Annotated in this window: 15 protein-coding genes; 6 read left to right on the top strand and 9 right to left on the bottom strand. The window is 72.1% G+C overall.

Going from position 1 to position 13,911, the window contains the following annotated elements; all coding sequences use genetic code 11:
- Window positions 1-100 precede the first annotated feature (100 nt).
- Entirely contained in the window at window positions 101-3,094 is a 2,994-nt protein-coding gene (locus ACFZDL_RS14500) for an NACHT domain-containing protein (protein ID WP_353589529.1), read from the top strand.
- Window positions 3,095-3,127: 33 nt separating this feature from the next.
- Here the strand turns inward: ACFZDL_RS14500 and ACFZDL_RS14495 are convergent, their stop codons facing one another.
- Both ACFZDL_RS14495 and ACFZDL_RS14490 read right to left on the bottom strand, forming a co-directional pair.
- Window positions 3,128-3,985, bottom strand: coding sequence for an NmrA/HSCARG family protein (locus tag ACFZDL_RS14495; RefSeq protein ID WP_353589527.1), 858 nt, complete (start codon window positions 3,983-3,985; stop codon window positions 3,128-3,130).
- 95 nt (window positions 3,986-4,080) lie between these two features.
- Window positions 4,081-5,247, bottom strand: a complete 1,167-nt coding sequence (locus tag ACFZDL_RS14490; RefSeq protein ID WP_353589525.1) for an FAD-dependent monooxygenase — start codon at window positions 5,245-5,247, stop codon at window positions 4,081-4,083.
- A 124-nt stretch (window positions 5,248-5,371) separates the two neighbouring features.
- Here ACFZDL_RS14490 and ACFZDL_RS14485 point away from each other — a divergent pair, with 124 nt between their 5' ends.
- The 3 genes from ACFZDL_RS14485 to ACFZDL_RS14475 are packed head-to-tail and all read left to right on the top strand — an operon-like array spanning window position 5,372 to window position 6,776.
- Complete coding sequence (locus ACFZDL_RS14485) at window positions 5,372-5,929, top strand: TetR family transcriptional regulator (RefSeq protein WP_353589765.1); 558 nt, start codon at window positions 5,372-5,374, stop codon at window positions 5,927-5,929.
- A 59-nt stretch (window positions 5,930-5,988) separates the two neighbouring features.
- The gene (locus ACFZDL_RS14480) at window positions 5,989-6,231 is read left to right on the top strand and encodes a helix-turn-helix transcriptional regulator (protein ID WP_014179785.1); all 243 of its coding nucleotides are present in this window, start codon (window positions 5,989-5,991) and stop codon (window positions 6,229-6,231) included.
- Between the two features lie 2 nt (window positions 6,232-6,233).
- Window positions 6,234-6,776 carry a hypothetical protein gene (locus ACFZDL_RS14475; protein ID WP_353589523.1) on the top strand — a complete coding sequence of 181 codons (543 nt, stop codon included), beginning with the start codon at window positions 6,234-6,236 and terminating at the stop codon, window positions 6,774-6,776.
- 102 nt (window positions 6,777-6,878) lie between these two features.
- On the opposite strand, the gene ACFZDL_RS14470 is transcribed toward ACFZDL_RS14475, so the two are convergent.
- On the bottom strand, window positions 6,879-7,808 hold the full coding sequence (locus ACFZDL_RS14470) for an SDR family oxidoreductase (RefSeq protein ID WP_353589521.1): 930 nt from the start codon (window positions 7,806-7,808) through the stop codon (window positions 6,879-6,881).
- A 140-nt stretch (window positions 7,809-7,948) separates the two neighbouring features.
- Here ACFZDL_RS14470 and ACFZDL_RS14465 point away from each other — a divergent pair, with 140 nt between their 5' ends.
- A complete protein-coding gene (locus tag ACFZDL_RS14465) occupies window positions 7,949-8,527 on the top strand; it encodes a TetR family transcriptional regulator (RefSeq protein ID WP_353589519.1) in 579 nt (192 codons plus the stop codon).
- Window positions 8,528-8,596: 69 nt separating this feature from the next.
- Here ACFZDL_RS14465 and ACFZDL_RS14460 read toward each other — a convergent pair whose 3' ends face one another.
- Together ACFZDL_RS14460 and ACFZDL_RS14455 are read right to left on the bottom strand one after the other, a co-directional pair.
- On the bottom strand, window positions 8,597-9,184 hold the full coding sequence (locus ACFZDL_RS14460) for a GntR family transcriptional regulator (protein WP_353589517.1): 588 nt from the start codon (window positions 9,182-9,184) through the stop codon (window positions 8,597-8,599).
- Between the two features lie 25 nt (window positions 9,185-9,209).
- Window positions 9,210-9,740: a MarR family transcriptional regulator gene (locus ACFZDL_RS14455; protein ID WP_353589515.1), complete on the bottom strand. Its 531-nt coding sequence runs from the start codon at window positions 9,738-9,740 to the stop codon at window positions 9,210-9,212.
- Between the two features lie 112 nt (window positions 9,741-9,852).
- Here ACFZDL_RS14455 and ACFZDL_RS14450 point away from each other — a divergent pair, with 112 nt between their 5' ends.
- Window positions 9,853-10,962: an epoxide hydrolase family protein gene (locus ACFZDL_RS14450; protein ID WP_353589513.1), complete on the top strand. Its 1,110-nt coding sequence runs from the start codon at window positions 9,853-9,855 to the stop codon at window positions 10,960-10,962.
- Window positions 10,963-10,975: 13 nt separating this feature from the next.
- Here ACFZDL_RS14450 and ACFZDL_RS14445 read toward each other — a convergent pair whose 3' ends face one another.
- From ACFZDL_RS14445 to ACFZDL_RS14430, 4 genes are all read right to left on the bottom strand, one after another.
- Entirely contained in the window at window positions 10,976-11,575 is a 600-nt protein-coding gene (locus tag ACFZDL_RS14445; RefSeq protein ID WP_353589511.1) for a cysteine hydrolase, read from the bottom strand.
- Window positions 11,572-12,810 carry an MFS transporter gene (locus ACFZDL_RS14440; protein WP_353589509.1) on the bottom strand — a complete coding sequence of 413 codons (1,239 nt, stop codon included), beginning with the start codon at window positions 12,808-12,810 and terminating at the stop codon, window positions 11,572-11,574. The genes ACFZDL_RS14445 and ACFZDL_RS14440 overlap by 4 nt, the downstream gene beginning before the upstream one ends.
- Window positions 12,811-12,969: 159 nt before the next feature.
- Window positions 12,970-13,443: a GNAT family N-acetyltransferase gene (locus ACFZDL_RS14435; RefSeq protein WP_353589507.1), complete on the bottom strand. Its 474-nt coding sequence runs from the start codon at window positions 13,441-13,443 to the stop codon at window positions 12,970-12,972.
- A gap of 26 nt (window positions 13,444-13,469) precedes the next feature.
- Window positions 13,470-13,901, bottom strand: coding sequence for an ATP-binding protein (locus ACFZDL_RS14430; RefSeq protein ID WP_353589505.1), 432 nt, complete (start codon window positions 13,899-13,901; stop codon window positions 13,470-13,472).
- Window positions 13,902-13,911: the final 10 nt, after the last annotated feature.

The following is a 13,911-nucleotide window of genomic DNA, read 5'->3' as shown; positions in this document are numbered from 1 at the left end:
CCACGTAGGAAACATGACCACCCATCAGGGGCGGTCGTGCGCTATACAGACTGTCACACGAGGTGACGCACAGCGGGCGGGGCCCAAGGGGGGAGCGGCTGTGGCGGGTGGTGGCAAAGGTGCGGAACTGCTGACACGGATCGGCCTGGCGGCGGCCAGTGTGGGGCCGCCGGCGGTGTTGGGCGCCAAGTTCTGGTCGTCCGCCGCCGCGCATCCGGTCGCGGCGTTGCTCCTCTTCCTGGCGTACGAGGCGGCGCTGGCCGCCGTCGCGTTCGCGGCGAAGGTGTACGGCAAGGTGGCCGACCGGTGGGTGGACCGGGCCGCCGACGCCGTCGACCGGCGGCTGAAGTGGCGGATCTCCCGCGTCGAACGGGACTACCGGGCCTATGTGCTGCGGCACCACCGGTTCATCGACCTCAAGGGGCTGGCGACGCGCGGGGACTACACCCCGGGCCTCGAGGAGGTGTTCGTCGACGTCAGCCTGGTGCCCCGGCCGGCACACGAGGCGTCACAGGAGCCGCTGGCGGGCCCGGTGCTCTGGCCGCTGCCGGGCGGCACGGACGGCGGCGTCCCCGTACGCCGGTCGATCCGGGAGTTCATCGGCCGGCCGGAGGGCGCGGCGCTCGCGGTGATCGGCGCCCCGGGCACCGGCAAGACCACGATGCTCAAGCACCTGGCGCTGGGCCTGGCCCGGGAGCGCGGCGGACGCGGCCGCCGCGACCTGCCCGTGCTGCTGCTCCTGCGGGACCACGCCGGGGCGATTACGGCGAACCCCGCCCTCACGCTCCCCGAGGTGATCGGGGCCTCCCTGCGGCGCCCGCCGGACGACGAGCTGCCCGGCTGGTTCGACCGGCAGCTCCAGGACGGGCGCTGTGTGGTGCTGCTGGACGGCCTGGACGAGGTGGCCCGCGAGGAGGACCGGCGGAACGTGTCCAAGTGGGTCGAGGAGCAGATCGAGCAGTACGAGCCGAACGACTTCGTGCTCACCTCCCGCCCCCACGGCTATGCGAGCGCCCCGGTCAACCGCGCCCGTGTGCTGCAGGTCCGCCGCTTCACGGGGGAGCAGATCACCCGCTTCGTCCACGGCTGGTACCGCGCCATCGAGCGGCTGAGCACGGGCACGGACGACGCGGCCGTGGCGGACCGTGCGGAGGAGGGCGCCCGGGACCTGCTCGCGCGCCTCCACGCCCGCCCCGTCCTGTACGACCTCGCGGCCAACCCCCTGCTGCTCACGATGATCGCGAACGTCCACCGCTACCGGGGCGCGCTCCCGGGCAGCCGTGCGGAGCTGTACGGCGAGATCTGTGAGGTGTTGCTGTGGCGGCGGCAGGAGGCGAAGGGGGCCACGGCCGCGCCGGACGAGCTGAGCGGGGCCAAGAAGGAGCTGGTCGCGCGCGAGTTGGCGTATGTGATGATGGCCGACCGGCTACGGGACATCCGGGGCGAGTACGCGTCCGAGGTGCTGCGGCCGGTCCTCCTGAGGGTCGCCGCGACCATGTCCTCGCGGGAGTTCCTGGAGGCGATGGCCGCGAGCGGGCTGCTGGTGGAGAGGGAGCGCGGGCTGTACGCGTTCGCCCATCTCACCCTGCAGGAGCACCTGGCGGCCCTGCACATCCAGCACCGGGGGCTGGTCGACGTCCTGGTCGCGGGCGTCGACGACGACTGGTGGCGGGAGACCACGCTGCTGTACGCGGCGCGGGTGGATCCGGCGCCGGTGGTGGAGGCCTGCCTCGCCGAGGAATCCCTCACCATCAACAAACTCGCGCTCGCCTTCGACTGTGAGGAGGAGGCCACCGAGCTCGCCCCGGCCACGGCGGTCCGCCTCGGGGCGCTGCGCCACCAGTTGATGGAGGGGCCGGTGGACTCCCCCCGGCGCAGGCTGATGACGGGGGTCACCCTGGCCCGCTCGCTCCGCCAGGCCGTACGCCTCGGTGAGGACACCTTGGTCTGCGCGCGGCCGGTGACGAAGGAGGTCTACCGGCTCTTCGCGGCGGAGCGCGACACGCCCGCGGCCCCCGGGCTCACCGACGGCCCGGCCGATGACGTCGCGGTCGGGATGACCAGAACGGAAGCGGTGGCCTTTGTGCGGTGGGTGAATGCCCGCGCGGGCGGTGAGTTCGGCTACCGGCTGCCCACCCGGGCGGAGGCCGAGGACGAGGCGTTCGGTCTGGTCCTCGGGCCGGGCGACCGGCCGGTGTGGTGTCAGGACGACCCGGGGGCGGGGCCGGACGCCCCACCGTTGTTGTGGGTGCCGGACGGGGCCGGGCATCCGTGGGCGGTTCCGGCGGGCGCGGCGGACGGTGCGTGGCTCGGCCGGAGCGGTCAGGACGACATCGTCTTCTCCGAGGGGAGCCTCGGGCTCGCCCGCGCCATCAGCCTCCGGACGGACGTGGGCGGCGGTGACGCAGTCGGCTTCGACGTCGCCTATGAACTTCGCGCCGGGCGCGAGGTCAGGCTCATCCACACGGGGATGGACTTCCCCGACATCATGGCCCAGGTTCGCGCGGGAGGAGTTCGGATCAATCTCACGGGCGTCGAGGCCGGACTGCGGCTCCTGGACGGCGAATTCGCCGATCTGGGGTTCCCGGCGCGAGTCGAGTGGGCCACCCGGTGTGTGGCGCTCCTGTACGCGCTGGGCGGGCCGGTGGACGGGAACGCTCGCTCCGCTACGACAGGAGACTCCTTCGAAGAACGCTGCATACCCCTCCTGAGCGGGCTGGGCCCCCTTACCGTCCACCGCAAACCCCACTTCCCGGACATCTGTCACTGGGTGGCCGCCGATTGCGCGGGGCGCCTCGACGTTCTGCCCCCGGGCGACGTGCCGGAGCCGCTTCGGCCCACGATCCGCGAAGTGGCCGAGTTCATCGCTTCCCGGGCCAGGGTGCTCGCCGAGGCGCCGCATGCCATGGATCCCGCCGACGGCCCGTACCTGCGGATCGCCGCGCTCACCATGGCAGCGGTGATGGACCGGTTCCTCCCGCAGTCCGTACTGGCCGACGCCTACCGGGAGGTCGCGGCCGGCTTTCTGGCGCTTCAGCGTCGCGCCGACGGCACCGCCCCGCCGACCGAGACGCTCGTCCTGGTCCGCGCCTGACCGCGCCTGATCAGTACGTGGGACGGACCCGGCTCAGCCCAGCGGACGAGGCCGCGGCCACCGCTGGTCGGCGGCCCAGTCCGCGAAGGAGGTCCACGCGACGTCCGGGAAGTCGGCGCGCAGCGCGGGAATGTCCACGGCGTAGCCGGTCTCCGCGAGGAACGTGAACATGGCCCCCATGTCCGCGCTCGCCTGCCGGATCAGGTCCAGCGGCACATGGCGGTACTCGACCGGCCCGCCGGCCGCCGCGGTGATCGCCTGGGCCATCTGCCGTGGCGTGGGCGCGTCGCCCGCGACCTCCACCCTCCGTCCGATCCACCGCTCGGGGTCGGCGATGACGGCGGCCACCACCGCGCCCAGGTCGCGGCGGGCGATCTGCTGGAGCGGGGTGTCGGCGGGCACCGCGAGCGACAGGGTGCCCTGGGCGATCTCGTCCAGGCTGCCGAAGGTGTTCTCGAAGAAGTACGTCGGCGCGACGACGGTCGCCGGCAGCTCCGCCTCCGCCAGCATCCGCTCGATCCGCGCCTTGCTCTCGAAGTGCGGGATGCCGGTGGAGCGGTCCGCCGAGGCCACCGAGGCGAGCACCAGATGCGCCAGCCCCGCCCGGCCGGCGCCCTCGATGATCGCCCGGCCCTGCCGCACCTCCTCGTCCGTGCCCGACTCGAACGGTGTGGTCACCGCGAACGCGGCGGACGAGCCGTCGAAGGCCGCCGCCAGCGACGCCGGATCGGACAGCTCGCCGGGGACCACGTCCACCCCCTGCTCGGCGAGCCGGCGCGCCCGCGGCGCCGCGGGGTCCCGGACCACGGCCCGGACGCCTTGCCCCGACGCCAGCAACGCCTGGGTCACCGCGCCGCCCTGTCCACCGGTGGCTCCCAGCACTGTGATCATGAGTACTCCGTTACTCCGCAGAACAGCCGAGGCCGGCGGCCTCGGAACCCGGTGGGCGCGCTCGTGCCCCCGTGCGCCCCCATCGTCTTACATGATCAGTGAGCGGATGGCAGCCGAGGTGGTGTCCAGTCGCCGTGTCGGAGGACGGCCCGGACGGTCGCGCGGGGCGGGGCCAGCCGGAGAGCCGTGTTGCGCACGGCGATGGCCAGGGGGTGCGTCAGCTGCTGCCCCATTCGGCCGACCCGGCGGGCGGCGCGGGCGACGGACTGGCTGCGCGGGCGGCGCTCGGTGTCGTAACGGGACAGCGCCGCCGGGACGGTGGGCTCGGCGGCGAGCGCGGCGGCGAGGGTGGCCGCGTCTTCGAGGGCCTGGCAGGCGCCCTGGCCCAGATGGGGGGTCATGGCGTGGGCCGCGTCACCGAGCAGGGCGATCCGGCCCGCGGCGAAGGAGGGCACAGGCGCCGCCAGTTCGTGGAGGTCGTGGTGGAGGACGGCGTCGGGTCGGGTGGCCTCCAGCAGCGCCGGGATCGGGTCGTGCCAGCCGCCGAACCGCCGGCGCACCGCGGCGAGGGCGTCGGCGGGCCGTACGCCCGGGGGCGAGTTGAGCACCGCGTGCCACTCGGCCCGGCCGTCGGCGAAGGCGATGTGGCCGAACTCGGCGCCCCTGCCCCAGGTCAGTTCGAAGTCGGCGCGCAGCGCGAGGGGGCGCTCGGTGATGGCGCGCAGGACGGTCGAGCCGCTGTAGGCGGGGCCGGGGTGGTGGGGGAACAGCTGGGTGCGCAGCCGGCTGCGCACCCCGTCGGCGGCCACGACCAGATCCGCGTCCAGGGCGCCGCCGTCGAGGGGCACCCGTACCCGGGTGGGGTGGGAGCGGTCGACGGACGACACCTCGGCGCCGATGAGCAGGCACCCGGGCGGCAGGGCGGCGCGCAGGAGGCGGTGGAGCTCGGCCCGGGGGATGCCGACGATCGGTGTGCCCAGCGCGCGTTCGAGCGCGGCACCGTCCATCCGGGCCAGCCGGCGGCCGCCGGGGGTACGGGTGCCTCCGGTGTACTGCGGCCGGGCCGCCGCCCGCACCGCCCCGCCCACGCCGAGGGCGTCCAGCGCGCGGAGGCCGTTGGCGTGCAGCGAGATGCCCGCGCCCGCATCGTCGAGCACGCGGGCGCGTTCGACGACCGTCACCTCCCAGCCGATCAGCCGCAGGCCGATCGCGGCGGCGAGCCCTCCGATGCCTCCCCCGACCACCACAGCAGTACCGCCCATGCCCGCTCCTCGCTCCCTCGGCCCCGACCGCCTTCTACAGCTGTAGAAAGCGGATGCGGGAGGAGCGTACTCCGCCCCCTCTACAGGTGTAGAAAGGGGTGTGCCCACCGATGTGCCCGCCGATGTGCCCGCTGACCGACGCACCCTTCTCGCCGACACGGCCCTCGGCGTGCTCGCCGAGGCCGGGATGCGAGGACTGACCCATCGCGCGGTGGACCGGGCGGCGCGGCTGCCGTCCGGCACCACCTCCGCCTACTACCGCACCCGCCAGGCGCTGCTCACCGCGCTGGTGCGGCGGCTGGTGGCGCTCGACCAGGCGGAGCTCCAGGAGCTCGGGGCCCGGACACCGCCGCCACGCACCGCCGAGGACCTGGTGGCGGGGATCGCCCTGCTCGCCGGGCGGCGGCTCACGGGAGAGGGCCGCCGGCGCACCCTCGCGCGCTACGCGTGCGCCATCGAGAGCGTGCGCCACCCCGAGCTGCGGGAGATTCTGGAGCCCCGCGAGAACGCCGGCCGGCAGCTCGTGCGCGACTTCCTGGCCGCGCACGGCGTCGCGGACCCGGCGGACCGCACCGGCACCCTGCTGGTCTGCGTGGACGGCATGATCTTCGACCGCCTGGTGCGGGGCGGAAGCGTGTCCGAGGAGGAGATCCGCCCACTGGTGGCCGCGGCTCTGCGATAGCTCACACGACGGCAGGAGTGTGGTTGCAGGGATGCTGTGGGATGTAGTACTTCTTATACATGAGCGAGCAGGTGCACAACAGATTGGCGATGGTGCGCGCCGAGCGGAAAGTGTCGCGTCAGAGCCTGGCCGAGTCGGTCGGGGTGCATTACCAGACCATCGGCTACATCGAGCGAGGGCAGTACAACCCGAGTCTCGACCTGGCGCTGAAGATCGCGAAGTTCTTCGGGCTGCCGGTGGAGGCGCTGTTCTCACTCGAGCCGTTCCGGCCGCTCACGGACGAGGTCTACGGGAGGAAATAGCGATGCCGACGACGCGAATGACGCGCTATGACCAGCGCATGGTGCGGCTGATGAACAACCCCCAGGGGCGGCCGCTGTACGCCACGGCAGCACGCCGGCGCCTGGTCGTCGCCGTACACATCACGCTGACCGCGGCCTTCGGGGCGCTGATGGCCCACCTCTACCTCGCGAAGCCCGAGCCGATGTGGACCATCGTCGTGATGGCGGTGCTGCTGCTGCCCTGGATGGTCGCGACGGGGGTGATCAACGCTGCCACCCGCGGCCTGCTGGAACTGCGCGAACGCGCCCTGGACGAGCGGCAGTTGGCCGAGCGCAGCCGGGTCCTGGCCCGCGCCCACCGGGTGATGACCCTGCTGCTGGTCATGTTCGCGGCCGGCCTGCTGATCGCGGGCGCGGCCCGTGGCGACGCGCCCACGGCGTATGTGGCGCCCGTCCTCATCGCCACCCTCGTGGCCCACTGGCTGATGCCGCTGTGGGTGGCCGGCCTCATGGCCCAGGACGAGCCGGCCGAGGACGAGGCGTTCGCGGCGGTCCAGCCCGGCTGACCCGGCCGGCCCGCCCGGCCCGCCCGACCGGCGGGGCCGGTCAGGCGGGCCGTCGGGCGGTCGGTCAGACGGTCGGTCAGGCGGGGTCGGTCAGACGGCCCGTCAGGCGCTCGCCGGGGTGCGGAAGTAGTGGCCCTTGTCGAGGTCGTCGATGAGCCCGGGGTGGGTCGGCTGCCACCCCAGAAGCTCACGGGTCAGCTCGCTCGATACCGGGCCGTCGACCGCGAGGGCGCCGGCCAGCCAGCCGAAGTGCTCGGCCGCCTCCTCGGGGGAGACGGAGGCGACGGGGAGGCCGAGATGGCGCCCGATCGCTTCGGCGACGGCGCGGATGGGGACGCCCTCGTCCGCGGTGGCGTGCAGCGCCGATCCCGCCGGGGCCTTCTCGGCGGCCAGGCGGATGAGGCGCGCCGCGTCGAACCGGTGCACGGCGGGCCAGCGGTGGGCGCCGTCGCCGATGTAGCCGGAGACGCCGCGGGTGCGGGCGATGTCGACCAGCATCGCGATGAAGCCGTGGTCCCCCTCGCCGTGCACCGTCGGCGCGAGCCGCACGATCGACGAGCGGACGTCGTGGGAGGCGAGCGAGAGCGCAAGCCGTGCGTTGGCGTGCCGCCCGGCGCCCGGATTTCCCGAGGTCTGGCCCTCGGAAGTGCCGTCCTCCTCGGTGGCCACGCGCCCAGGTGCGAGCCCGAGCGTCCCGGCGGCGACGACCAGCGGCCGCCCGGAACCCGCGAGCGCGTCGCCGAATGTCTCGATGGCGCGGCGGTCCGCCGCGCCGGCTTCCTCGTAGCCGCCCGAGAAGGCGATGTCGTGCTTGAAGGCGAGGTGGATCACGCCATCCGAGGCGGCAGCCGCGCTCCGCAGGCTGTCGAGGTCGTCGAGGGAGCCGCGCCGCACCTCGGCGCCGGCCGCGGTGAGCGCGGCGGCCGATTCGTCCGAGCGGGCGAGCCCGACGACCTGATGGCCGGCGCCGATGAGCTCGGGTACGACGGCCGAGCCGATCCAGCCGGAAGCACCGGTGACGAAAACGCGCATGAGAAAGACCTCCAGTAAGCCGTTCGTCCCTGCCGCACGGCATGGCGCGGCGACAGGACGGACCGATCGATGTCAGTCACTGTCATCACTGCGACCGTAGCACCTGATGTCAGTCACTGCCATCACGTAGAATCACCGCCATGGGTCGATGGGAGCCGAACGCGCGCGGGCGACTCGAACAGGCGGCGCTCGAGCTCTACAGCGAGCGCGGGTTCGAGCAGGCGACGGTGGCGGAGATCGCCAAGCGCGCGGGGCTCACCGAGCGGACCTTCTTCCGGCACTTCGCCGACAAGCGGGAGGTTCTGTTCGCGGCCGGGGGCTCGCTGCAGGAGCTCTTCGTGAGCACCGTCGCCGACGTGCCCGATTCCGTGGCGCCCATCGACGCGGTGGCCACGGCCCTCGAAGCTGTCGCCGCCGGGTTCCAGGGGCGCCACGCCTATGCCCGGAAGCGCCAGGCCGTCATCGCCGCCAACGCGGAGCTCCGCGAGCGCGAGTTGATCAAGCTCGCGTCCTGGTCCGCGGCGCTGGCCGACAGCCTGCGTCAGCGTGGCGTCACCGAACCGGCCGCGAGTCTGATCGCCGAGACGGGGATCGCCGTCTTCAAGGTCGCGTTCGAGCGCTGGGTCGAGGAGCCGGAACCGCGAGACCTGACGCGGCTCGTCCGGGAATCGCTCGAAGAGCTCAAGGCCGCGACCGCGGGGAGGTGTTCGCCGGCGTAGGGCTCAGCGGCTCAGCGACTCAGTGGCTCAGCCGTTCAGTGACTCAGTGAACTCAGTGGCTCAGTGGACTCAGTGGCTCGGCGGGCGATGTCCAGCTGGATCTCCACGCCGGGCGCAGCGCCCTCGCCGCTGGTCAGGCTGTCGATGAGCGCCTGGAGGGTCTGTGTACGGGTTGCGGCACGCGGCGATGACCGCCTGGTCGTAGTCCTCGGCCAGGGTGTAGAAGCCCTGGTATTCGCGTGACTGCCCGGCGGCGTCCAGCGCGCGGAAGGACTCCTCGTGCTCGTCCAGCCGCGCCAGCAGCTCATGGAACGGGGTCAGTACGCGCTCGTCGGCCGCCCCCGAGGTCGCGACCAGGGCGGCGGCCCGAGGCTCGAGCAGCATCCGGATCTCGAAGAGCGCCCGCACTCCGCCCAGTGAAATCGCGGCCACCCGCGCCACCTCGCCCGGCACGAAGTCCACCAGCCCCTCGGCGGCCAGCCGGCGGATGGCCTCGCGCACAGGGGTGCGGGAGGCGCCCAGCTCCTCGCCGAGCTGGACCTCGCTCAGCTTCGCCCCGGGCTTCAGGCGCAGCGACTCGATGTCGCCCTTCAGCCGCTCGTAGACGGCCTCGCTCTTGCCGGTCGCCCGGGCCGCCGGCCCCCCTTGTCGATCCATCCGCACACGTTTCTGTATACACACCCTACTCAGCGCCGTCGGCCTGCGGCCCGGGAAGGCGCGGCCCCTCGACCTTGGTCCCGGCCTCGCTTCGCGGGCGGGGGTGCGCGGGGCGGTGGTGCTCGGTCAGCAGGGTGAGCAGGCGGGTGAGTTCGTCCTGCTGGCCGGGTGTGAGGGGGGCGAGGAGTTCGCGCTGGGCGTCGGTGATGAGCGTGTCCAGGCGCTCCAGGCGGCGGCGTCCGGCGGGGGTGAGGGTGATGACGTTGCGGCGGCGGTCGACGGGATCGGGTTCGCGGCGGACGCATTCGGCGTCGGCGAGCTCGTTGAGGACGGCGACCATGTCGCTGCGGTAGACCCCGGTGCGGCGGCTGAGTTCGGCCTGGCTCGCGGCACCGGCCTCGGCGAGCGCGACCAGTACGGCGAAGTGCCAGGTGCGGGCGCCCTCGGCGGCCAGGCGCTCGCCGACGAGCCGGTCGGCGACGGCCGCGGCCCCGGCGATCAGACGGCTGGGGATGGCGCGCAGCCGGGCCGGGGTGAGTTCGGGGGTCGGGCTCATCGGGGTCCTCCTCTGTTGCGTTAGTGCCACTAACAGTCTATCTTCGTTAGTGTCGCGAACGTTCAAGTCCCTAACGTTCCGGCTTCCGGTGAATCCCCCTGGAGTGAAGACCATGATCAAGCCGTTCCACATCGACATCCCCCAGGCCGACCTCGACGACCTGACCGACCGCCTCTCCCGCACCCGCTGGCCCAACGAGGTCGCCGACGCCGGGTGGGACTACGGCTTCCCCCTGGCGCGGCTGAAGGAGCTCGCCGAGCACTGGCGCACGGGCTACGACTGGCGTGCGCACGAGGCCGAGCTCAACGAGCTTCCGCACTTCACCACCGAGATCGACGGCCAGAACATCCACTTCGTCCACGTCCGGTCCGCGAAGCCGGACGCGCTCGCGCTGATCCTCACCCACGGCTGGCCCGGGTCGTTCCTGGAGTTCCTTGACGTCATCGAGCCGCTGTCGCGCGACTTCCACCTGGTGATTCCGTCCATCCCGGGCTACGGCTTCTCCGGGCCGACCCACGAGCGCGGCTGGGACGCCGTCCGGATCGCCCGGGCCTGGGCCGAGTTGATGCACCGTCTCGGGTACGAGCGCTACGGCGCGCAGGGCGGCGACTTCGGCGCGGGTATCTCCCTGGCGCTCGGCGCGGTGGCACCCGAGCGGGTCGTCGGGGCGCACATCAACTACCTGCCGACCCGGCCGGACCCGGACGCCGGCGTCGAACTGTCCGAAACCGACGAGGCCCGGCTCGACAAGGTCAGGCAGCTGATGGCGAACCGCCCGCCGTACCAGGCCCTTCAAGCCCTCACGCCCCAGACCATCGGCTACGCGCTGACCGACTCGCCGGTCGGCCAGCTGGTCTGGATCGCCGAGCGCTTCGCCCACTGGACCGACCCGCGCTCGCAGATCAGCGACGACCGGATGCTCACCGACATCTCGCTGTACTGGCTGACCGCCACCGCGGCGTCCTCGGCGCGGCTGCACCACGACGCTCCGCGGGGTGGGCCCGTGTCGTGCCCGGTGCCGGTGGGGGTGGCGGTGTTCGCACACGACATCACGCAGTCGGTGCGACCGCTGGCCGAGCGGCTGTACGACATCAGGCACTGGTCGGAGTTCGAGCGCGGCGGCCACTTCGCCGCGATGGAAGTGCCCGAGCTGCTCGCCGAGGACATCCGGGACTTCTTCCTCACCCGCGTCGAGCACGACCAGCAGGTCGCCTCCCGCTGAGAGGCGCTGCCGGTCAGCCGGCCCGGAGCAGGGCGCGCAGCTCGGCGGTGTCGATGATGTGGGCCCGTGAGGGGAAGACCCGGCGGAGCAGGACGTCGTGGACCTCGGTGTCCGGGTCGGCGACGCCGTCGGACAGGACGTAGAGCCGGTAGTCGCGGTCGGCCGCGTCGATGACGGTGGACAGGACGACTCCGCTGGTACTGATGCCGGAGACGACCAGAGTGGTGATGCCGCGCTCGCGGAGCCGCTGGTCGAGGTCGGTGGTGGACATGCCGCCGTAGCGGACCTTGCGCACGATGATGTCGCCGTCCTGGGGAGCCAGACGCTCATGGATGGCAGCGGCGGGGTCCTCGTGGTGCATGACGCGGTGCTGGGCCAGCGGAGCGAAGGACTTGTTGGAGTCCGGGATCGCGCCCCAGTCGGCCTCGGTGAAGCCGACGCGTACGTAGGCGATGGTGCCGCCGTTTGCGCGAACGTCGGCGATGGCCCCTTCCACGCGACCGAGCAGGGCGTCGCGGTCCGCGCCTTCGGGCACGAAGGCCAGGATCGCGGGCTGGTAGTCCATGACGAGAAGCGCGGTGTGCGTGGGGTCGAGTGCGGGGGCGGTGCTCACGCGAGTGTTCTCCTTGCTGATGGTGTTCGCGTCTGGTCATGTCGGGGAAGCAGGAGCGGGGTGGTCAGGATGAGCAGTCCCGCGACGGTGAGAGCGGTGCGTGGGCTGGTGACGTCGGCGAGCAGCCCGGCGAGCGCGGTGAGGACGGCGATGGACGCCTGCTGGCCGATCGACCAGGCCGCCAGGGTGCGGGCGACGAGATGCTTGGGTGTGTGTTCGAGCCGGTAGGTGGCGAGCACCGGGTTGTACAGGCTCATGTTGATGATGATCGCCAGTTCGACGGCCATCACGGTGACGAGGCCGACGATGCCAGGGCGGACGAAGGCCAGGCCGATCAGCCAGATGGCGCGCAGGGTGCCGACGGTCCGGAAGACGGTGGGCCGGCCGTAGCGGGCCACGACGCGGCGGGCCAGCCGGGAGCCGATGAGTCCGCCGAGGCAGGGGGCGGCGAAGGCGAGGGCGTACTGCCAGGGCGGGAACTCGAGCTGGCGGAGGAGGAGCACGGCCAGCAGCGGCTCGGTGGCCATGATCAGACCGGCGACGAGCATGTTGTTGAGGTAGAGCGGCCGCAGACCGGGGTGGCCCATGATGTGTCGCCAGCCGTCGAGCAGCGCGCCCGCCCTCACCGGGCTCTTGCCGGTCGTTCGCGGCGCTTCTTCCTGGCCGCGGATCGCGGTGATGCCCAGTGCGGAGAGGAGGTAGCTGAGCGCATCGGCCACCACGGTGGTGACCGGTCCGAATAGACCGATCGCCGCTCCGCCGAGCGGTGGCCCGACCGCGATGGAGCTCCAGTTCGTGGACTCGAACCGCGCGTTGGCGACGAGCAGGTCATCCGGTCGGACGAGGGCCTTGAGGTAAGCGCCGCTCGCCGCGTTGAACGCGATCTTGGCTGCGGCGACCACGGCCGAGATCACGAGCAGCTGGACGAAACTGAGCCGGCCGAAGGCGTAGGCGACCGGGATCGTCGCCATGGCGGCGAACCGGGCCAGGTCCATCATGATCATGACCGGGCGCTTGCGCCGGAACTCCACCCACGGCGCGAGCGGTACCGCGATCAGCGCACCCACCGCGGGCCCCACCGCGGACAGCGCGGACACCTCAGCGGGTCCGGCATGCAACACCAGCACGGCGATCAGCGGCAATGCCCCGAACCCCAGCCCGGACCCATACGCACTCACCGCGTACGCCGCCCACAGCCAGCCGAACTGCCGGCCCAGCGGTCTCCTGCCCACCATGCTCAGCGCGCTCCCCTTGCAGTCCCACCCGAACAAGCCGACGTTGACCAGGGAGAGCCAACCGGGTAGGGCAGAAGCAGGTCAAACAACTGACCTGCTGGTCATCCACAACTGTTGGTTGTGTAACTCCCGCCTGGTCATCCGGTTCATGCACAGGGTTCACCGCGCGCTGTTCGGCATCCAGCGAAGCGTCATGTCGGGCAGGTTCTCCATGTTGCGATCACCGTCGTTGGTGTCGACGACGGTGAACCCGTGGCGCTCGTAGAACGCGCGGGCGTCGGTGTTCTGCTGAAAGACGTGCAGGGACACCCCGCCAGGGCTGTGCCGCCTGACTTCATCGAGCAGTAGCGTGCCGACGCCCTGCCGACGGACGTCCGGGCGCAGATAGAGGTCTTCAAGCATGTCGCCGTCAAGGGCCGCATAGCCGATGATCTCCGCATCACGCACGGCGACCCAGGTACGGCATTGCTTGAGCAGGACGTCCCGGACCCATCGGGTCACCTGCTCGTGATCGCGCTTCTGCGGGGGCAGATAGGGCATGGTCGCCGACCGTGAGGCCATATGGATGCGCGCGATCACGGCTGCATCCGCCTCCTCGGCGCATCGGATTCGAGCCTCGCCGTCATCGCTCATGTCGGGAACTTACCCGTCTGCTGCCGTCATTCGGCGAGCGGGCCGCGCAGCTCGAACCAGATGTGTTTGCCGGTGGGGTGCGCCCCGCTCTCCCAGGTGACGCCGCAGGCGTGGGCGAGTTGCTTCATGAGGAAGAGGCCCCTGCCGCCTTCTTCGTCGGCCTCCGCCCTGCGGGGGCGGGGGAGGTCGTCCGGCGAGCTGTCGCGTACGGCGATGGTGGCGATGCGGTCGCGGACGAGGGTGTCGATGTGGATGACGGGGGTGGTGGTGTGCTGATTGACGTTGGTGACCGCCTCCGATACCAGGAGGCGGGCCGTGTCCGCGAGGTCGTCCAGTCCGTTGGCCTGGAGGAGGGCGGCGATCGCGTCTCGGCAGGCTTTGGGGCTCTTGGGGGAGTTGGGTGCGCTGAGCCGGTAGGCGTAGGCGGGTTCGACGGCGGCTTCGGCGGCTTCGGGCATGGCGGTGTCT

Source organism: Streptomyces sp. NPDC007917 (assembly GCF_042959105.1).
Taxonomy (GTDB): Bacteria; Actinomycetota; Actinomycetes; order Streptomycetales; family Streptomycetaceae; genus Streptomyces.
The sequence above is the reverse complement of the archived record's forward strand: the minus strand, read 5'-3'. Positions and strand labels throughout refer to the sequence as shown.